The 18479-nt window shown below is 61.1% G+C and carries 16 protein-coding genes and 1 pseudogene; 10 read left to right on the top strand and 7 right to left on the bottom strand.

Annotation, left to right across the window (positions count from 1 at the left end; genetic code table 11):
• Nucleotides 1–212 precede the first annotated feature (212 nt).
• Nucleotides 213–1106, top strand: a complete 894-nt coding sequence (locus BZ163_RS30945; protein ID WP_128874096.1) for a formate/nitrite transporter family protein — start codon at nucleotides 213–215, stop codon at nucleotides 1104–1106.
• Here the strand turns inward: BZ163_RS30945 and BZ163_RS30940 are convergent, their stop codons facing one another.
• Entirely contained in the window at nucleotides 1107–2372 is a 1266-nt protein-coding gene (locus BZ163_RS30940) for a sodium:proton antiporter (RefSeq protein ID WP_128874095.1), read from the bottom strand. It abuts the gene before it with no gap.
• Between the two features lie 190 nt (nucleotides 2373–2562).
• On the bottom strand, nucleotides 2563–3732 hold the full coding sequence (locus BZ163_RS30935) for an MFS transporter (RefSeq protein WP_128874094.1): 1170 nt from the start codon (nucleotides 3730–3732) through the stop codon (nucleotides 2563–2565).
• Nucleotides 3733–4050: 318 nt separating this feature from the next.
• Between BZ163_RS30935 and BZ163_RS30930 the strand changes: the two genes are divergently transcribed.
• Nucleotides 4051–4884 carry an EamA family transporter gene (locus tag BZ163_RS30930; protein ID WP_128874093.1) on the top strand — a complete coding sequence of 278 codons (834 nt, stop codon included), beginning with the start codon at nucleotides 4051–4053 and terminating at the stop codon, nucleotides 4882–4884.
• Between the two features lie 56 nt (nucleotides 4885–4940).
• Nucleotides 4941–5324 (top strand): MAPEG family protein, encoded by a 384-nt coding sequence (locus BZ163_RS30925; RefSeq protein WP_128874092.1) that lies wholly within the window; start codon nucleotides 4941–4943, stop codon nucleotides 5322–5324.
• A 116-nt stretch (nucleotides 5325–5440) separates the two neighbouring features.
• Here BZ163_RS30925 and BZ163_RS30920 read toward each other — a convergent pair whose 3' ends face one another.
• Entirely contained in the window at nucleotides 5441–6613 is a 1173-nt protein-coding gene (locus BZ163_RS30920) for a murein transglycosylase A (protein WP_128874091.1), read from the bottom strand.
• A 128-nt stretch (nucleotides 6614–6741) separates the two neighbouring features.
• On the opposite strand from BZ163_RS30920, the gene BZ163_RS30915 reads away from it, so the two are divergent.
• Nucleotides 6742–7191 carry a cytochrome c gene (locus BZ163_RS30915; RefSeq protein WP_128874090.1) on the top strand — a complete coding sequence of 150 codons (450 nt, stop codon included), beginning with the start codon at nucleotides 6742–6744 and terminating at the stop codon, nucleotides 7189–7191.
• Nucleotides 7192–7261: 70 nt separating this feature from the next.
• On the opposite strand, the gene BZ163_RS30910 is transcribed toward BZ163_RS30915, so the two are convergent.
• The 4 genes and pseudogenes from BZ163_RS30910 to BZ163_RS30895 form a co-directional block, all read right to left on the bottom strand.
• On the bottom strand, nucleotides 7262–7657 hold the full coding sequence (locus BZ163_RS30910; RefSeq protein ID WP_128874089.1) for a DUF1090 domain-containing protein: 396 nt from the start codon (nucleotides 7655–7657) through the stop codon (nucleotides 7262–7264).
• Nucleotides 7658–7754: 97 nt separating this feature from the next.
• The gene (gene ligB / locus BZ163_RS30905; RefSeq protein WP_128874088.1) at nucleotides 7755–9434 is read right to left on the bottom strand and encodes an NAD-dependent DNA ligase LigB; all 1680 of its coding nucleotides are present in this window, start codon (nucleotides 9432–9434) and stop codon (nucleotides 7755–7757) included.
• A gap of 193 nt (nucleotides 9435–9627) precedes the next feature.
• Complete coding sequence (gene metK, locus BZ163_RS30900) at nucleotides 9628–10818, bottom strand: methionine adenosyltransferase (protein ID WP_128874087.1); 1191 nt, start codon at nucleotides 10816–10818, stop codon at nucleotides 9628–9630.
• Nucleotides 10819–10836: 18 nt separating this feature from the next.
• Nucleotides 10837–11833, bottom strand: a pseudogene (locus BZ163_RS30895) (ArsR/SmtB family transcription factor).
• A gap of 272 nt (nucleotides 11834–12105) precedes the next feature.
• Between BZ163_RS30895 and tkt the strand changes: the two are divergent.
• From tkt to fba, 6 genes are all read left to right on the top strand, one after another.
• Nucleotides 12106–14103, top strand: a complete 1998-nt coding sequence (tkt, locus tag BZ163_RS30890) for a transketolase (RefSeq protein ID WP_128874086.1) — start codon at nucleotides 12106–12108, stop codon at nucleotides 14101–14103.
• A 180-nt stretch (nucleotides 14104–14283) separates the two neighbouring features.
• Nucleotides 14284–15339: an erythrose-4-phosphate dehydrogenase gene (gene epd / locus BZ163_RS30885; protein WP_128874085.1), complete on the top strand. Its 1056-nt coding sequence runs from the start codon at nucleotides 14284–14286 to the stop codon at nucleotides 15337–15339.
• Between the two features lie 26 nt (nucleotides 15340–15365).
• Nucleotides 15366–16529 carry a phosphoglycerate kinase gene (locus BZ163_RS30880; protein WP_128874084.1) on the top strand — a complete coding sequence of 388 codons (1164 nt, stop codon included), beginning with the start codon at nucleotides 15366–15368 and terminating at the stop codon, nucleotides 16527–16529.
• Between the two features lie 34 nt (nucleotides 16530–16563).
• On the top strand, nucleotides 16564–16785 hold the full coding sequence (locus BZ163_RS30875) for a hypothetical protein (RefSeq protein WP_128874083.1): 222 nt from the start codon (nucleotides 16564–16566) through the stop codon (nucleotides 16783–16785).
• Between the two features lie 56 nt (nucleotides 16786–16841).
• On the top strand, nucleotides 16842–17171 hold the full coding sequence (locus BZ163_RS30870) for an MliC family protein (RefSeq protein WP_128874082.1): 330 nt from the start codon (nucleotides 16842–16844) through the stop codon (nucleotides 17169–17171).
• 233 nt (nucleotides 17172–17404) lie between these two features.
• Nucleotides 17405–18469 carry a class II fructose-bisphosphate aldolase gene (fba, locus tag BZ163_RS30865; RefSeq protein WP_008151974.1) on the top strand — a complete coding sequence of 355 codons (1065 nt, stop codon included), beginning with the start codon at nucleotides 17405–17407 and terminating at the stop codon, nucleotides 18467–18469.
• The last annotated feature ends 10 nt before the right edge of the window (nucleotides 18470–18479 follow it).

Raw genomic sequence — 18479 nt, 5'->3', positions numbered from 1 at the left:
CGTACCATAAGCCCAGAACCCAGAACCCAGAAACCCAGAACCCCAGAAACCCCAGAAACCCCAGAAACCCCAGAAACCTAAGAATCCCAAAAACCGAATCGCCCCCTTCGCCAGCAAGCCGGCTCCTACAGCCGGTTTGTTTATACGAGCAGTGAACAGCTCCGCCCCCCGCGTGTCGTATCTACATGACACGCCACCGGTTCCGGAGCTATATGGACACGCAAAAAGACGGCAAGACCCCGAACCTGTCGGCGCAAGAGAAGAAGGAAGTCGACAAGAGCCAGCCACCGCGCGCCGCGGTACTGCACGAAATCATCCGCACCCAGGGCGACCTGGAGCTCGAACGCAGTGTCGCCGCCTTGTGGTGGTCGGCCCTGGCTGCCGGCCTGACCATGGGGCTGTCACTGATGGCCATGGGCTTGCTCAACTCCCGCCTGCCGGACGGCGAAGGCTTCAAGGTGATTGCCAGTTTCGGTTACTGCGCGGGCTTCCTGGCGGTGATTCTCGCTCGTCAGCAATTGTTCACCGAGAACACCCTGACGGCTGTGCTGCCGGTCATGACCAAACCCTCATTGAACAATTTCGGGCGATTGCTGCGTCTGTGGTCGGTGGTGCTGGTGGGCAACCTGTGCGGCACGATACTGGTGGCGTATGTGATGCTGCACCTGCCGATTTTCGACAGCAAGACCGACCTGGCCTTCCTCGATATCGGCCGCAAGATCATGGAAAACGACGCCAGCCAGATGTTCGCCAAGGGCATCGTGTCAGGCTGGATGATCGCGACCATGGTCTGGATGATTCCGTCCATGGAGAGCGCCAAGATGTGGATCATCATCCTCATCACCTACCTGATGGCGCTGGGCGACTTCACCCACATCGTGGTCGGTTCGGCCGAGGTGTCGTATCTGGTGTTTGCCGGCGAGTTGCCGTGGAAGGATTTCTGGCTGATATTCGCCGGGCCGACATTGGCGGGCAATATCATCGGCGGCAGCTTTATCTTCGCGCTGATCAGCCACGCGCAGATCCGCAGTGAAAGCGGGCCGCCGAAGGAATCTGCAGATCAAGGCCAGGACCCTGACCCTGACCCGCAGAAGAGCAGGAAGTAATCAGTGATGCCCGGCCTGTGCCTCTGGCGCAGGCTCATCACGGGTGACATGTTTGACCAGCTTGCCGATGCTCAAGCCCTGCAACAGGATCGACGACAGCACCACGATGTAAGTGATGCTCAGCAGCAAATCGCGCTCAGGACCCAGCGGCAGGGCCAGGGCCAGCGCCACCGAAACACCGCCACGCAAACCACCCCAGGTCAGGATCCGGATCGTTCCGCGCGGCACGGTGCGCCAGCGTCGCAGCAAGACGATGGCCGGCGCCACGGTCAGCAGGCGCGACAGCAGAATCGCCAACGCGAGCAAACTCGCCGCCAGCACGTGCAGCCAGTTGAACGGCAGCAGCAACAGCTCCATGCCGATCAGGGCGAACAGCAGCGCGTTGAGCATGTCGTCGAGCAGCTCCCAGAAACCGTCCAGGTACTTGCGGGTCATGTCGTTCATCGCCAGGTTGCGGCCCAGGTTACCGATGATCAGGCCGGCGACGACCATCGCGATCGGTGCCGAAACGTGCAGCTCCGAAGCCATGGCCGAGCCACCGATCACCAGCGCCAGGGTCAGCATGACCTCGATCTGGTGCTGCTCGATGCTCTTGATCATCAGGTACACCAGATAACCGATCAGCCCGCCGAACAGCACGCCGCCAAGCGCCTCGTGGGCGAACAACATGGCGGTGGCGCCCAGGGTCGGGGTTTCGCCCAGTTGTGCGATACCGAGCAGAACGGTGAACACCACGACGGCGGTGCCATCGTTGAATAGCGACTCGCCGACGATGGTGGTTTTCAGTGGCTTGGACGCATTGGCGGTCCGTAGCACACCGAGCACCGCGATCGGATCGGTGGGGGAAATCAGCGCACCGAACAACAGGCAATAGAGAAAGCTGACGTGCCAGCCGAACAGGGCAAAAATGTAATACGCCAGGCTGCCGATCACGGCGGTCGCAATCAACACACCGAACGTTGCCAGCAGGCCGATCGGCCAGCGGTAGCTGCGCAGATCATTCAGGTTGACGTGCAGGGCGCCGGCGAACAGCAGGAAGGACAGCATCCAGTTCATCAGCAGATCGCCGAAGTCGATCTGGCCGATCAACTGTTGCACTCGTTCCTCCAGGCCCGGATAGCCGATAAAGCTCAGGCCTTGCAGCAGCAGGGAGAACATCAGCGCCGTGACCATGACGCCGATGGTCGGGGGCAGGCCGATGAAGCGGAAATTCACGTAGGTGAGCAGTGTGGTGAGGCAGATAAACGCAGCGACGAGTTCAAGCATCCGGGGTCCTTGGATGGGAGGTGGATTGGTTGTTTTGGCAGTTGCACCGTGTGAGCTTCTTCGCGGGCAAGCCTCGCTCCTACAGGGTTAGCGTCGAACACGTAATGTATGACCGACCCCAAAACCGTAGGAGCGAGCGGTGCGGCGATCCGACTTGCCCGCGAAAGCAATGTCACTGGCGACGCACCATTCAGCCGGACACATTGACCGCAGCGACACCGCGACGTTGCAGATAGATAAAGAAAAGCGCCGTCAGCACCGTCAACCCACTGACCAGCGCGCCGGTCCACGGCAAGTCCGCCAGATCCGCACCGCTGGCCACCACCAGCCCGCCAATCCATGCGCCAGCCGCATTACCCAGATTGAATGCACTCTGATTCAGCGTCGAGCCAAGGTTCGGCGCCTCATGCGCCTGGTCGATGATCAGCAGTTGCAGGATCGGGCACAGCGCAAACGCGAAAATCCCCCACAACACCAGCGTGATCGCCGCAGGAATGACTGAATGGCTGGTCTGGGTGAAAGCCGCCAGGACCACGACTACCGCCAGCGCCATACCCACCAGTGATGGCAGCAAGCGACTGTCCGCCAGCCGCCCACCGAGCATGCTGCCCGCCGTCAGACCGACCCCGAACAACAGCAGCATGATCGTCACCCCGTGAGGGCTGACGCCGGTGATGTCCTGAAGAATGGGGGCGATATAAGTAAACACGCTGAACAGGCTGGTCGACGCCAGCACACTCATGCCCAGCGCCAGCAACACATTGACCTTGCCCAGCACTTTGAACTCACTGGCCAGGTTGGCCTTGTCCATCGTGATGTCTTTCGGCAGCCAGGCCCACTGTGCGATCGCCGCAATCACGCCGATCACCGACACTGCCCAGAAGGTCGAACGCCAGCCGGCGTATTGTCCGAGCGCGGTGCCCAAGGGCACGCCGAGCACGTTGGCCAGGGTCAGGCCGGTAAACATCATGGCGATCGCCTGGGCGCGTTTGTTCGGCGCCACCAGCCCCGCCGCGACGACCGAGCCGATGCCGAAGAAGGCGCCATGGCACAGCGCAGTGATTACGCGCGCGGCCATCAGCGTGGCATAGTTCGGGGCCAGGGCGCAGAGGATATTGCCCAGGATGAACATCAGCGTCATGCCCAGCAGCGTCGCTTTGCGCGGCATATTGGCGGTACCGACCGCGAGGATCGGTGCGCCGAACACCACGCCCAGGGCATAGCCGGTGATCAGCAGGCCGGCGTGGGGAATGCTCACGGCAAGGTCCCGGGCGACGTCGGGCAGCAAGCCCATGATGACGAATTCAGTGGTGCCGATGCCGAACGCGGCAACAGCGAGGGCAAGCAAGGCGAGTGGCATGCGCAAGGTCTCTGTCGGTAGTCTTGACGCTTTGATCAGGCGTACGCATGCCGATGACCGTTCTCGACGAGAGCGGGCGGTGGCAGGAATTATTGGAATTAGTCTGTGCGCAACTGAGTGCGGCGTGGTCGCTTGCAGTATAAACAGCTGCGGACATATGGCGAATCAATTCTCTACCGGGACCCTGTAGGAGCTGGCTTGCCAGCGAAGGTCGTCAACGATAACGCGTGTTTTTCTGCTTAAACGCGGTGTCCTGGCGTTTTTTCGCTGGCAAGCCAGCTCCTACAGGAGGGGCGGAGACAACAAAAGGAGTGTGCCGTGCTAGCAACGGCTTTGGTGTTAGTGGCGGCGCTGTTGCATGCGGCGTGGAATACCCTGATCAAATTCAGTGCTGAACGCCTGCTGGTGGTCGCCTGCATGGACAGTGTGGCGATGCTCTTCGTCGCGGTGATGCTGCCGTTCGTAGCGTTGCCACCCATGGAGCTCTGGCCGTGGATCCTGGCATCGGCGGCGTTCGAACTGCTCTATCGCTACTTGCTGATCCAGGCTTATCGGGTGGGCGATCTCGGGCTGGTTTATCCGTTGATGCGTGGTTTGTCGCCCTTGGTGGTGCTGGCGCTGACGCTGATCTTTGCCGGCGAAGTGCTGACGAACCAGCAGATTTTCGGAATCCTGCTGATCCCGCTCGGCATGCTTTGTCTGCTATGGCAGGGGGGTGGCGGCGCACGGCTGCCGTGGTCGATGCTACCGGTGGTGGCGTTGATCGGCCTGTGCATCGGCTGCTACACCTTCATCGATGGCCAGGCGTTGCGGCGCTGGTCCCATCCACTGGACTACCTGGTCTGGGTGACGTTACTCAGCGCGTGGCCATTCCCATTGCTGGCGTTGGTGCGCAAGCGGCCGGCGTTCATGTTGTTCTGGCGGGAACAGTGGCGACTGGGGCTGTCGGTCGGGTTTTGCGTGTTGTTCAGCTACGCTCTGGTGCTGTGGGCGATGCAGCTGGGCTCGATTGCCGAAGCGGCGGCATTGCGCGAGATCAGTGTGATTCTGGTGGTGCTGTTCGGCATGCGTTACCTGAAAGAACCTTTCGGCGGGCCGCGGCTCTTAGCCTGTGGGCTGGTATTGATCGGCATGCTGGTGATGAAGTTTTGACTGGCTCACTGTCGACGAAAACATCGACGCACGAAACTTGAAGAAGGGATGGCTTTATGACGGTTGCTTTTTGGTGCATTTTGATCGCGATTTTCCTGCCTTACCTGTGCACGGGCGTGGCCAAGATCAGTGGCGGGTTCGGGTTGAACGACAACCATGATCCCCGGGATTTTCTCGAGTCGCTAAACGGATTGGGCCGGCGTGCCCATGCGGCGCAACTGAACGGTTTTGAAGTGACCCCGGCGTTCGCCGCGGCCGTGATCGTGGCGTACCTGGCCGAAAATGCCGAACTGGTGACGATCGATGTGCTGGCTGTGTTGTTCATCACCAGCCGGCTGCTGTACATCATTTGCTACCTGGCGGACTGGGCGATTTTGCGGTCGTTGGTGTGGTTTGTGGGGATGGGGTTGATCGTCAGTTTGTTTGTGGTGTCGGCTTAGAGGCAAGATCAAAAGACCGCAGCCTGCGGCAGCGCCTGCAGATGCCGTAATCCATCCGCGATATAGCGGTGAATGCGTTCAAGTGTAGGCGTTGCCGAAGGCTGCGATCTTTGCTTTTAAAGCTTGTCGGCAACCTGCGGCACTTGCGGTAGTGCCGCGCCTTTGGGCCACAGCATCCAGATCTGCCCCTGCTGTTTCATGTCGCCGGCCAGCTGCCCGGCCGCCTCGCCGGTGCCCCAGAACAGGTCCGCCCGGACTTCACCCGCGATCGCGCCGCCGGTGTCCTGAGCCGCCACCGGACGAACCAGTGCCGAACCGTCCGGTTTGGTGGTCGATAACCACAACAGACTGCCCAACGGAATCACTTTACGATCCACTGCCGCACTGTAGCCGGCGGTCAGCGGTACGTTCAGCGAGCCGCGAGGCCCTTCATTGCTGTCCGGGTTGCGGGTGAAGAACACGTAGCTGGGGTTGCTGGCGAGCAGTTCGGGAATGCGCGTCGGGTTGGCCTTGGCCCAGGTGCTGATGGCGCCCATGGTCACGTCTTCTTTCTTCAGCTCGCCCTGTTCGACGAGCCAACGGCCGATGGGCCGATAGGGATGACCATTCTGGTCGGCATACGCAATGCGCAACTGCCGGCCACTGTCGAGCTGGATGCGTCCCGAACCCTGGATCTGCAGGAATTGCAGGTTCATCGGGTCAGTCAGCCAGGCGACGACCGGTGCCTTGACCCCGTTGGTCTCGATCGTGGCCGCATCGTCGTAGGGCTTGAGCACGCGTCCTTCGAGCCGGCCGCGCAGGCGTTTACCCTTCAGTTCCGGGTAGAGGCTGTCCAGGGAGACGATGATCATGTCTTCGGGTACGCCGTACACCGGGATATTCGCCACGTCGGTCTGGGTCAGGCTGCCTGGATAGACCGGTTCGTAGTAGCCGGTGATCAGGCCGTTGGGGTTGTCATTGGCCGCACGCAGGCCATAGACATCCAGGTTCTGCTTGAGGAACCCGCGAATCTCGCCGGCGGTTTGTGGCACGTTGGCGGCAGCGGCGCAGGTCGAACCCCAGACCGGGTCGGCCTTGAGTCGGGTACATGCACTGCGCCACGAACCGAAGCCGGCCACCAGGTCAGTGTCGGACACCACGGGAAGCGCTTCCCAGGTGGCGCTGGAGTAGGTCGCCAGGGCGTGGGTTTTCGGTTTGTCGGGTTCGCCGCCGGTGCAGCCCGCCAGCACGGCAATCATTGGAAGGGTCCAGGCCAGGCTGTGACGCCATGCCTTGTAACGGCTGTTCATGAAGTAATTCCTTTGCCGGTTGCCCGAGTGCTCGCTGCGCTCATGCGACCCGTATTGATAATAGGGCTATTGGTGTTTGCGGGTGACACGGGGATACTGGCGGCCGTTTCCAGTGACCTGAAGCCACCATGACTTTCAAAAGACTTTCCATTGTATTGCTGGCCTGCCTGACCTTGTCCGCGTGCGGCGGTGTGGACCCCAACTCGCCGCTGGGCCAGCGCAAGGCGATCTTCAAGCAAATGCTCAAGACCAGTGAAGACCTTGGCGGCATGTTGCGTGGCCGTATTGCGTTCGACGGCGGGCGATTCGCTGACGGGGCGGTGAAACTTGATGCGCTGTCCCGCGAGCCGTGGAAACATTTTCCGCAGGTGCGCGAAGAAGATCACACCAGCGCCAAGGACGATGTCTGGCAGCAGCAGGCACGCTTCCAGGAATTGGCCCGCAGCCTTGAAGCCGCCACCGGTGACCTGGTGATTGCCAGCAAGGTCCAGCCCTACAAGGCCAGTAACCTGGGGCCGGCCGTGCAGAAAGTCGAAGATGCCTGCAGTGCTTGCCATAAAGAATTTCGGGATCACTGAGTTGCGGTGCTCTAACTGACGTAATCGCTGGCAAGCCAGCTCCTACGGGGCAAGCCCGGCGCCGACAGGGTCACTTGTCCAGTTCGTCGAGCGCTTCCTGCAGTTCCTTGCGGGACTCGGCGAGTTTGTCTTTGCGCTTGTTGATTTTCTCGGCATCGCCCTTCTTCATCGCCTTGTCGAGGTCGGCCTGGCGCTTGCTCACTTCGTGCTTGGCGTCGAGCACTTTGTTCTCCCGCTCTTTCTTCAGGGATGCCTCGGTGCAATGGGCGGTGACTTCGCTCAGGGCCGTTTCAAGGCCAGCCTGTTGATCGGCGTTGCCGCGAGACTTGGCCAGTTCGATCTGGTTGATGATGCCCTGTTTCTTGGCGGCGCACCCGGTCAGGCCCGGAGCTTCTTCGGCGGCCATCAGCGGAGCGGCCATCACACTGCATAGGGTCAACAGGGCGAGGGGTGAAAGAAATTTCATAAAAGCTCCATGTGAAGGCAATCGGGTCGATGTGGCGATGGGATGTTTGAGCCCGCCGACACCATTGGGTTCCAGGTGTGGCGGGCATCAACGGCCGCTAGAACCCGTCAATCCCCGCCACACGTAATGTTTCACTCAAGGCCAGGACCTGCGGATCGCGGAAAAATGCGCTCAATTGCGCCGCGCGTCCCGGACCGATACCGGTTTCGGCCTGCCATTGTTCGGTGTTGCGTTGCGCCAGTACCTGCCATGAGTCGGCGAGGCGTGCCTGGCCGGTCGGCGGCATGCCCAGGGCTTTGAGCCAGCGCACGAACGGACGTTGCCGGGCGATGCTGAAACTGTTCAACAGGCGCGCACTGCTGCGCTCGCCGAAGCCGTCAATGTTAGCAAGCTCTTGGGCATCGAGGGTTAACCAATCCAGCAGTCCGTTCAGGTGGCCTGTTTCGAGAAGTTTCTCCCAAGTGCCCGTACCGACATGGGGCAAGGCCAGCCCCTGGTTGCCACTGAGCCAGGCCAGGCGTGCAAGAAATTGACTTTCGCACCCCGGAGTCGGCTGCCAACAACTGAGCGGATGAAAGTCCGCTGCCAGCGGCACCTTCAACTCAGTGCGTTCGGTGCTGCGCAGGACCACACCATCGAGCCTGGGAATGGTCAGGCCCGCCAGGCTGATGGCGACCTGATCGCCTGGCCGGATGTCCATTGCTTCCCAGCGTTGCAGAGAGCTCACACTGACTCGCTTGACCTGCCGGTCATCGAGCCTCAGCGGCGTCAGTTCCAGCACCGGCGTGATGCGCCCGGTCCGGCCGATCTTGAAGTCGACCCTGCGCACCTCGGCCAGCGCCTGGGCAAAGGGGTATTTCCAGGCAACGATCCAGTAAGGTGCCTTGGCCTGCCAGCGTTCGGCGGGTGGACGTTGCTCCTGGCGCAGGACGATGCCATCGCTGGCAAAGGGCAGGGGGGAGCGGTACCAGTGATCGCGCCAGCGTTCAGCATCGGCGAATGTCTTGATCGGTTGACTGTAGGGCGCAGTGCTCGAGAACCCCAATTCATCCAGTGCTGCCGTGCGTGCGGTCAAACTGGCCGGCCCTTGGGGCCAGTCCCAGACAAACAGGCCGACCCCGGCAGCGTGCTCGGCACTCAGTACCTTGCGGGCCATCAGGCCGGCCACGGTGCCGCGGGCACTGAGGCTGCCAGCCTGCGCTTGTACGTGGTCGGTCACGCGCAAATAGAGTTCGCCTTGCACCAGCAGATCCAGTGGTTGTGTCAATTGCTGGGGGATGCCGGCAATCTGGCGTGCCGGGGTGGTCCAGTCCTGGCCAGTGAGTCCGTCGCCGCGACTGATCGCCTGGGCCAGCAGGCCTTTGCGGTAGATCAGTGTCACCGCCACACCGTCGACCTTGGGCTGAATCCAGACATCGTTGCGACCTTGCAGCCAGGCTTCGACGGCGCGACTGTCATGCAGTTTCCCCAGGCCGGTCTGGGCGATGGGGTGAGCAACGGGGCCACCTGCCGTGCGCAACGGTTCGGGGGAGGAGCCGGCGGCGAAGCATTCTCGCCATTCGTCCAGTCGAACACGGGCCTGGTCGTAGAGTTCGTCGGCGACCAATGAGCGACCGTCGCGATGATAGCTGTCGTCCCAGAGGTCGATCTGTTTTTGCAGTGCGCTGATTTCGGCCTGGGCGCGAGTCGGCGGCCAATCCGGGCATTCGGTGGCGTGGGTGGTCAGACAGAGGAAACTCAGTACAAAACCGAGTAATGCACGCAGGTCGGGGAGCATCGAGAGCGTCCTTGCTCGTGGGTGATGCTCGAAGGTTAGTCAGTATTGGCTGGCGCGATGGGCGGGTGTTTTGCCTGGTGTTTCTGTAGTGATCGGGCTTGCTCGCGAAAGCGGCGACACGGCCTCAAGTGCAAGACAATAAAAAGCCCCGCACGGCGAACCGGGCGGGGCTTTTTGTACTGCCAGGAAAGTCTTACAGGCCGGCAGCCGAACGCAGGGCGTCGACGCGATCGGTTTTTTCCCAGGTGAAGGTGGTGAACGTATCGTCACCCACGGTCTTGGTCGCCGGCGTGCGACCGAAGTGGCCGTACGCAGCGGTTTCCTGATACATCGGGTGCAGCAGGTCGAGCATGGTGGTGATTGCGTAGGGACGCAGGTCGAACACTTCGCGGACCAGGTTGATGATTTTCTCATCGCTGATCTTGCCGGTGCCGAAGGTGTTCAACGAGATCGACGTTGGCTGGGCCACTCCGATGGCGTAGGACACCTGAATCTCGCAACGCTCGGCCAGGCCGGCAGCAACGATGTTCTTGGCCACGTAACGACCGGCGTAGGCGGCCGAGCGGTCAACCTTCGACGGGTCTTTGCCGGAGAACGCACCGCCACCGTGGCGAGCCATGCCGCCGTAGGTGTCGACGATGATCTTGCGGCCGGTCAGGCCGCAGTCGCCTACCGGGCCACCGATGATGAATTGGCCGGTCGGGTTGATGTGGAACTGGGTGTCCTTGTGCAGCAGTTCAGCAGGCAACACGTGCTTGACGATCAGCTCCATCACGCCTTCGCGCAGGTCTTTGTACGACACTTCAGGGTTGTGCTGGGTCGACAGCACGACCGCGTCGATGCCCACCACCTTGCCGTTTTCGTAACGGCAGGTGACCTGGGACTTGGCGTCTGGACGCAACCACGGCAACAGGCCGGATTTACGGGCTTCGGCCTGGCGCTGTACCAACTGGTGAGAGAAGGTGATCGGTGCGGGCATCAGCACGTCGGTTTCGTTGCTGGCGTAGCCGAACATCAGGCCCTGGTCACCGGCGCCCTGATCTTCAGGCTTGGCACGGTCGACGCCCTGATTGATGTCGGGAGACTGCTTGCCGATGATGTTCATCACGCCGCAGGTCGCACCGTCGAACCCGACGTCGGAGCTGGTGTAGCCGATGTCGGTGATGACGTCACGAACGATCTGCTCCAGGTCAACCCAGGCCGAGGTGGTGACTTCACCGGCAATGATTGCCACGCCGGTTTTCACCAGGGTTTCGCACGCCACGCGGGCGAACTTGTCTTCAGCAATGATGGCGTCCAGCACTGCATCGGAAATCTGGTCGGCGATTTTGTCCGGATGCCCTTCAGACACGGACTCGGAGGTGAAGAGGGAGTATTCGCTCATCTCGATTTTTTCCTGAATTTACCGATGGTGAGTGTCGCCAGTCGGTCGCTGAAAGTGGCGGACCTGAATCTGGAAACCATTACGTAAGCCTACATAGAGGCTTTCCCCGGGAACGAGTCCCGCGGCGGTGGCCCAACGGGCGAGATCGTCCTGTTCAAACCCCAACCAGAGATCACCGCAGGCCTCCCTGGCCCAACTCTGGTTGTGGCTACATAACTCGGTCACTAACAGGCTGCCGCCGGGGTGCAGCAGGCTGGCCATGTGCTTGAGCGCATCGGCCGGCGCGGCAAAGTGGTGCAGCACCATGTTCAGTACAACGCAATCGGCCTTGAGGCTCACACCATTCAATGCATCGGCCAGTTGCAGGCTGACGTTGAGCAGGGACTCGCGCTCGCAGACCTGGCGCGCCAGTTCGAGCATGGCCGGGCTGTTGTCCAGCGCCGTGACCCCAGTGAAGCGGCGCGCCAGTTCCGGCAGAAAGGCGCCGTCGCCGGGGCCGACTTCAATGGCCGTGGCGCCTGGGTTGAAACTCAGCTTGTCGAGCAATGCCACCACGCTTTCGCGGTATTGCGACAGGCCGGCGATCAAGTCTTGCTGGGCGCGAAACTTCTCCGCTACCCGTGAAAAAAAAGTCCTGGCTGGCCGCGGCTCGTTGTCCATGGACCTGAGCGATGCGCGACTGCACGTCGGCAGGCAAGCTCAGGTTATCCACCTCATCCAGCAGCGCGGCATGCAGCTTGCCGCCCGGCAGGTCGGTGTGGGGCAGGGCGCGACGGTAAAAAATCGCATTGCCTTCTCGGCGGGTGGCCACCAGGTCGGCCTGGGCCAGCACCTTGAGGTGATGACTCATGCCCGATTGGCCGATGCCGAAGATCTGCGCCAGTTCCAGTACGCCAAACGAGTCATTGGCCAGCGCGCGCAATACCGTCAGGCGCAGAGGATCGCCACCGGCCTTGCACAGGGCCGACAGCTCATCGCAAGGGTCATGTCGAATGGAGCGCGCGCGTAAGTTCATAGGCCGGCAGTCTAGTGACGCTCAGAAAGCATCGCAAGGCCAATATCAAAAAGTTTTGATATTGCTCGATAGATGGCACTTCTCAGGCCCAGGTTCACTCAATAGACGGATAGCGGAAAGGTTTCATCAGGCGAATACGCGGTTATCCATTGGAAAAACCTCCTCAGATGATTATCTGTCATTGCCCCGAGGCGTGTCGGTGAGGGAAAATGCTCGCCTTTTTTCCGTTTCGTTTTATTCACTCTCGATTCAGAACCCGCAGGAGAACAGCGATGCCCAGCCGTCGTGAGCGTGCCAACGCCATTCGTGCCCTCAGCATGGATGCCGTGCAAAAAGCCAACAGCGGCCATCCCGGTGCCCCTATGGGTATGGCGGATATCGCCGAAGTACTTTGGCGTGACTACCTCAAGCACAACCCGAGCAATCCATCGTTCGCCGACCGTGACCGCTTCGTGATGTCCAACGGTCACGGCTCGATGTTGATCTACTCGCTGCTGCACCTGACCGGCTACGACCTGTCGATCGATGACCTGAAAAACTTCCGCCAGCTGCACAGCCGCACCCCGGGTCACCCGGAATTCGGCTACACCCCGGGCGTGGAAACCACCACCGGTCCACTGGGCCAGGGTCTGGCCAATGCCGTGGGTTTCGCCCTGGCAGAAAAAGTCCTGGCGGCGCAGTTCAACCGTCCTGGCCATAACGTAGTCGATCACCACACCTACGTGTTCCTCGGTGATGGCTGCATGATGGAAGGCATTTCCCACGAAGTCGGCTCCCTGGCCGGAACTTTGGGCCTGGGCAAGCTGATCGCCTTCTACGATGACAACGGTATCTCCATCGACGGCGAAGTCGAAGGCTGGTTCACCGACGACACGCCCAAGCGTTTCGAAGCCTACAACTGGCAGGTGATCCGCAACGTCGACGGTCACGACCCGGAAGAAATCAAGACTGCGATCGAGACTGCGCGCAAAAGCGAGCAACCGACCCTGATCTGCTGCAAGACCACCATCGGTTTCGGTTCGCCGAACAAGCAAGGCAAGGAAGATTGCCACGGCGCCCCATTGGGTGACGCGGAAATCGCCCTGACCCGCAAGGCACTGAACTGGAACCACGGTCCGTTCGAAATCCCGGCCGACATCTACGCCGAGTGGGACGCCAAGGAAGCCGGTCACGCGGCCGAAGCCGAATGGGATCAGCGTTTCGCGGACTACTCCGCCGCCTTCCCTGAGCTGGCCAACGAGCTGGTGCGTCGTCTGAGCGGCGAACTGCCGGCTGACTTCTCCGAGAAGGCCGATGCCTACATCGCTGAAGTGGCGGCCAAGGGCGAAACCATCGCCAGCCGTAAAGCCAGCCAGAACGCATTGAATGCCTACGGCCCGCTGTTGCCGGAGCTGCTGGGCGGTTCGGCTGACCTGGCCGGTTCCAACCTGACCCTGTGGAAAGGTTGCAAAGGTGTCACGGCTGAAGATGCCAGCGGCAACTACATGTACTACGGCGTTCGCGAATTCGGCATGAGCGCGATCATGAACGGCGTGACCCTGCACGGCGGTCTGGTGCCGTACGGCGCGACCTTCCTGATGTTCATGGAATATGCGCGCAACGCGGTACGCATGGCTTCGCTGATGAAGAAGCGCGTGGTGTTCGTCTACACCCACGACTCCATCGGCCTGGGCGAAGACGGCCCGACTCACCAGCCGATCGAGCAACTGACCAGCCTGCGCAGCACGCCGAACCTCGACACCTGGCGTCCAGCCGATGCCGTTGAATCGGCCGTGGCCTGGAAGCTCGCCCTGGAGCGTAACGACGGTCCGTCGGCGTTGATCTTCTCCCGGCAGAACCTGCAGCACCAGACCCGCAATGCGATTCAGATCGAAGAGATCGCGCGTGGCGGTTACGTGTTGAAGGACTGCGCCGGCGAGCCAGAGCTGATCCTGATCTCCACCGGTTCGGAAGTCGGCCTGGCGGTTCAGGCATACGACAAGCTGACCGAGCAAGGTCGCAAGGTGCGTGTTGTTTCGATGCCGTGCACCAGCGTGTTCGATGCCCAGGACGCCGGCTACAAGCAAGCGGTCCTGCCGTTGCAGGTCAGCGCCCGTATCGCGATCGAAGCCGCGCATGCGGACTACTGGTACAAGTACGTGGGCCTGGAAGGCCGCGTGATCGGCATGACCACCTACGGCGAGTCGGCGCCTGCGCCAGCCTTGTTCGAAGAGTTCGGCTTTACCCTGGAAAACATCCTGGGTCAGGCTGAAGAGCTGCTGGAAGACTAAAGCACGACGCGGTTGCCCAGGCTGCCGCGGTCCCTGTGTAGGAGCTGGCTTGCAGCGAAGGCGGTGTTTCTGTCACAGAATATGTGATGGATGTACCGGCCCCTTCGCTGGCAAGCCAGCTCCTACAAGGGTTGTGTTGCACATGAGAATTTCGTCTGGCTGCGCATTATCGAGAACCCCATGCCTCAACCGCGTCCCTACAAAGTTGCACTCAACGGCTACGGCCGGATTGGTCGTTGCGTCTTGCGTGCGTTGTTTGAGCGAGGCTCGACGGCCGGGTTTGAAATTGTCGCGATCAACGATCTGGCTGACATGGCCAGCATCGAATACCTGACACGCTTCGACTCCACCCACGGGCGCTTTCCCGGCGAAGTGAAGGTCGATGGCGATTGTCTGCATATTAATGGCGACTGCGTGAAAGTCCTGCGCAGTGCCACCCCCGAAGGCATCGATTGGGCGTCGCTCGGCGTCGATCTGGTGCTGGAGTGCTCCGGCGCTTACCACACCCGTGAAGATGGCCAGCGTTTCCTCGACGCGGGCGCACCGCGGGTGCTGTTTTCCCAGCCGATGGCCAGCGAGGCGGATGTCGACGCCACCATCGTCTATGGCGTGAACCAGGATTGCCTGACCGGCGACGAGTTGCTGGTGTCCAATGCATCCTGCACCACCAACTGCGGCGTGCCGCTGTTGCGCCTGCTGGATCAGGCCATTGGTCTGGAATATGTATCGATCACCACCATTCATTCGGCGATGAACGACCAGCCGGTGATCGATGCCTATCATCACGAAGACCTGCGCCGCACCCGATCGGCATTCCAGTCGGTGATTCCGGTGTCCACTGGTCTGGCGCGTGGCATCGAACGCCTGTTGCCGGAACTTGCCGGGCGAATTCAGGCCAAAGCCGTACGGGTGCCGACGGTTAACGTGTCTTGCCTCGATATTACGATGCAGACCGTCAGCGACACCGACGCCACCGAGGTCAACCGGATTCTGCGCGAGGCCGCCACCCATGGCCCGCTCAAAGGCCTGCTGGCCTACACCGAGTTGCCTCACGCAAGCTGTGATTTCAATCATGACCCCCATTCGGCCATCGTCGATGCCAGTCAGACCCGAGTTTCCGGCCCACGGCTGGTGAACATCCTGGCCTGGTTCGACAACGAATGGGGTTTTGCCAACCGAATGCTGGACGTTGCCGAGCACTATCTGCAAACAGCTACCAAGCTTTCAGTTTCTTAAAAACAGTAACCCAGGAAATGCGACCCATGACCGTGTTGAAGATGACCGACCTCGATCTGCAAGGTAAGCGCGTACTGATCCGCGAAGACCTCAACGTCCCAGTCAAGGACGGTGTTGTCACCAGCGATGCGCGAATCCTGGCCTCGCTGCCGACCATCAAGCTGGCCCTGGAAAAAGGCGCGGCGGTGATGGTCTGCTCGCACCTTGGCCGTCCGACCGAAGGCGAGTTCTCGGCCGAGAACAGCCTCAAGCCAGTCGCTGACTACCTGAGCAAGGCGCTGGGTCGTGAAGTGCCGCTGGTGGCCGATTACCTGGGCGGCGTTGACGTGCAGGCCGGCGACATCGTGCTGTTTGAAAACGTGCGCTTCAACAAGGGCGAGAAAAAGAACGCCGACGAACTGGCCAAGCAATACGCCGCCCTGTGCGACGTGTTCGTGATGGACGCTTTCGGCACCGCTCACCGTGCCGAGGGTTCGACCCACGGCGTGGCCAAGTTCGCCAAAGTCGCCGCTGCCGGCCCTCTGCTGGCGGCCGAACTGGATGCACTGGGCAAGGCCCTGGGTGCCCCGGCTCAGCCAATGGCGGCCATCGTTGCCGGCTCCAAGGTCTCGACCAAACTCGACGTACTCAACAGCCTGAGCCAGATCTGCAATCAACTGATCGTCGGCGGCGGCATTGCCAACACCTTCCTGGCCGCTGCCGGTCACCCGGTCGGCAAGTCCCTGTACGAGCCGGACCTGCTCGACACCGCGCGCGAAATCGCCGCCAAAGTCAGCGTGCCACTGCCGGTGGACGTTGTCGTGGCCAAGGAATTCGCTGAAAGCGCCACCGCTACCGTCAAGCTGATTGCCGACGTGGCCGCAGACGACATGATCCTGGACATCGGCCCACAGACCGCGGCGAATTTCGCCGAGCTGCTGAAGTCGTCCAAGACCATCCTGTGGAACGGCCCGGTGGGCGTATTCGAATTCGATCAGTTTGGTAACGGCACCAAGGTCCTGGCCCAGGCCATCGCAGAAAGCTCGGCGTTCTCCATCGCGGGTGGCGGCGATACACTGGCAGCCATCGATAAATATGGCGTAGCTGATCAGATCTCCTACATTTCTACCGGTGGCGGCGCGTTCCTCGAATTCGTCGAAGGCAAGGTACTGCCGGCCGTTGAAGTGCTTGAAAGCCGGGCCAAGGCCTGAGACTGCCGATCTGACCAGGCAAAGGAGTGTTCACATGGTCAAGACGTTAGCGCTGTTGATCGCTGCGGGGATGCTGGCGGCTTGCGGGAGTAACCCGAAAGCCCCGTCGGTGCCCGAGACGCCTGAACAGGACAAAGGCTGCTACCAGGCCGACTGGCAGGCCGAAACCAACCCGGTGATCAACAAGCGTTCCGGGCCTGATGGCCTGGAAAAATACGAGACCCAGACCCCGGCCAAGGAACATGGTTGCCCTTGACGGGTCTGACACTTTACTCAGGACTGGCGGCGTGCGCCGTCAGTCGAGGAACATGGATGAAAGGTTTTATCGCCATTACGGCGCTGGCCCTGCTGGCAGGTTGCTCCAGTCTGAACCTGTTCAAGCCTGCCGAATCGACGGACAGCTGGACCACCTGGACCTGCGACAGCCAGGCCAAGGTGCTTTGGCGCTACACCGACGCGGCCCGCAAGGACGTCGACGTTCGCCTGGGAGGTGCCGATCAGGTCTACCGTTTGAAGCTTGAACCGGGCGCCGAAGGTTCGCTGTACAGCAACGACATGCTGGCGTTTCACATAAAAGGTGAGGAAGGCCTGGTGTACTGGGTCGCCACCAATGATCTGATTGGCCGCGGTTGCCACTTGTAGGAGCGAGCTTGCTCGCGATGGTCGTTAACGATGACGCTGGATACCAGAGTGTCCGCGTTGTCTGGGCCACCATCGCGAGCAAGCTCGCTCCAACAGAAGGGCTGACGTTTAGAGTTGATGCATCATCCGAATTCGCAGCCCGGACCAACCCCCGATCTGCAAAAACTTGAATAGCCGCCGCCGCTCCGGCAGGCTGGCACGATTAACGACCCAAACCGGGAGAGACACGCACAATGGCACTTATCAGCATGCGCCAGATGCTGGACCACGCAGCCGAATTCGGCTACGGCGTTCCAGCCTTCAACGTCAACAACCTTGAGCAGATGCGCGCCATCATGGAAGCCGCTGACAAGACTGACTCCCCGGTGATCGTCCAGGCTTCGGCGGGTGCTCGCAAATATGCTGGCGCCCCGTTCCTGCGTCACCTGATCCTGGCGGCAATCGAAGAGTTCCCGCACATCCCGGTGTGCATGCACCAGGACCATGGCACCAGCCCTGACGTCTGCCAGCGCTCCATCCAACTGGGCTTCAGCTCGGTGATGATGGACGGCTCCCTGGGCGAAGACGGCAAGACGCCGACCGACTACGACTACAACATCCGCGTTACCCAGCAAACCGTGGCCATGGCTCACGCCTGCGGCGTCTCGGTAGAAGGCGAGCTGGGCTGCCTGGGTTCGCTGGAAACCGGCATGGCCGGTGAAGAAGACGGCATCGGCGCCGAAGGCGTTCTGGATCACAGCCAGATGCTGACCGACCCGGAAGAAGCCGCCGACTTCGTCAAGCGCACGCAGGTCGACGCCCTGGCCATCGCCATCGGCACCAGCCACGGCGCCTACAAGTTCACCAAGCCACCGACCGGTGACGTGCTGGCCATCGACCGCATCAAGGAAATCCACAAGCGCATCCCGAACACTCACCTGGTGATGCACGGTTCGTCTTCGGTACCGCAAGACTGGCTGGCGATCATCAACCAGTACGGCGGCGACATCAAAGAAACCTACGGCGTGCCGGTTGAAGAAATCGTCGAAGGCATCAAGCACGGCGTGCGCAAGGTCAACATCGACACCGACCTGCGCCTGGCGTCCACCGGTGCGATGCGTCGCCTGATGGCCACCAACCCTAGCGAATTCGACCCGCGCAAGTTCTTCGGCGCGACCGTGACTGCAATGCGCGACGTGTGTATCGCTCGTTACGAAGCCTTCGGTACGGCTGGCAATGCTTCGAAGATCAAGCCGATCTCGCTGGAAGGGATGTATCAGCGTTACCTGAAGGGTGAGTTGAACGCCAAGGTCAACTAAGTCCTCAGCG

It is taken from the genome of Pseudomonas sp. VI4.1, assembly GCF_002029345.1.
In the GTDB taxonomy this organism is placed as follows: Bacteria; Pseudomonadota; Gammaproteobacteria; order Pseudomonadales; family Pseudomonadaceae; genus Aquipseudomonas.
Note: the sequence above shows the minus strand (reverse complement) of the source record. Positions and strands in the feature narration are given on the sequence as shown.

What these genes read in the sequence shown, in the direction of transcription:
- BZ163_RS30910 (WP_128874089.1), bottom strand. Translation starts at nt 7,657, where the DNA reads ATGAAATTTCTTTCACCCCTCGCCCTGTTGACCCTATGCAGTGTGATG.
- BZ163_RS30870 (WP_128874082.1), top strand. Translation starts at nt 16,842, where the DNA reads ATGAAAGGTTTTATCGCCATTACGGCGCTGGCCCTGCTGGCAGGTTGC.
- fba (WP_008151974.1), top strand. Translation starts at nt 17,405, where the DNA reads ATGGCACTTATCAGCATGCGCCAGATGCTGGACCACGCAGCCGAATTC.
- BZ163_RS30925 (WP_128874092.1), top strand. Translation starts at nt 4,941, where the DNA reads ATGACGGTTGCTTTTTGGTGCATTTTGATCGCGATTTTCCTGCCTTAC.
- BZ163_RS30920 (WP_128874091.1), bottom strand. Translation starts at nt 6,613, where the DNA reads ATGAACAGCCGTTACAAGGCATGGCGTCACAGCCTGGCCTGGACCCTT.
- BZ163_RS30945 (WP_128874096.1), top strand. Translation starts at nt 213, where the DNA reads ATGGACACGCAAAAAGACGGCAAGACCCCGAACCTGTCGGCGCAAGAG.
- BZ163_RS30875 (WP_128874083.1), top strand. Translation starts at nt 16,564, where the DNA reads ATGGTCAAGACGTTAGCGCTGTTGATCGCTGCGGGGATGCTGGCGGCT.
- BZ163_RS30935 (WP_128874094.1), bottom strand. Translation starts at nt 3,732, where the DNA reads ATGCCACTCGCCTTGCTTGCCCTCGCTGTTGCCGCGTTCGGCATCGGC.
- BZ163_RS30880 (WP_128874084.1), top strand. Translation starts at nt 15,366, where the DNA reads ATGACCGTGTTGAAGATGACCGACCTCGATCTGCAAGGTAAGCGCGTA.
- metK (WP_128874087.1), bottom strand. Translation starts at nt 10,818, where the DNA reads ATGAGCGAATACTCCCTCTTCACCTCCGAGTCCGTGTCTGAAGGGCAT.
- epd (WP_128874085.1), top strand. Translation starts at nt 14,284, where the DNA reads ATGCCTCAACCGCGTCCCTACAAAGTTGCACTCAACGGCTACGGCCGG.
- BZ163_RS30915 (WP_128874090.1), top strand. Translation starts at nt 6,742, where the DNA reads ATGACTTTCAAAAGACTTTCCATTGTATTGCTGGCCTGCCTGACCTTG.
- BZ163_RS30940 (WP_128874095.1), bottom strand. Translation starts at nt 2,372, where the DNA reads ATGCTTGAACTCGTCGCTGCGTTTATCTGCCTCACCACACTGCTCACC.
- tkt (WP_128874086.1), top strand. Translation starts at nt 12,106, where the DNA reads ATGCCCAGCCGTCGTGAGCGTGCCAACGCCATTCGTGCCCTCAGCATG.
- ligB (WP_128874088.1), bottom strand. Translation starts at nt 9,434, where the DNA reads ATGCTCCCCGACCTGCGTGCATTACTCGGTTTTGTACTGAGTTTCCTC.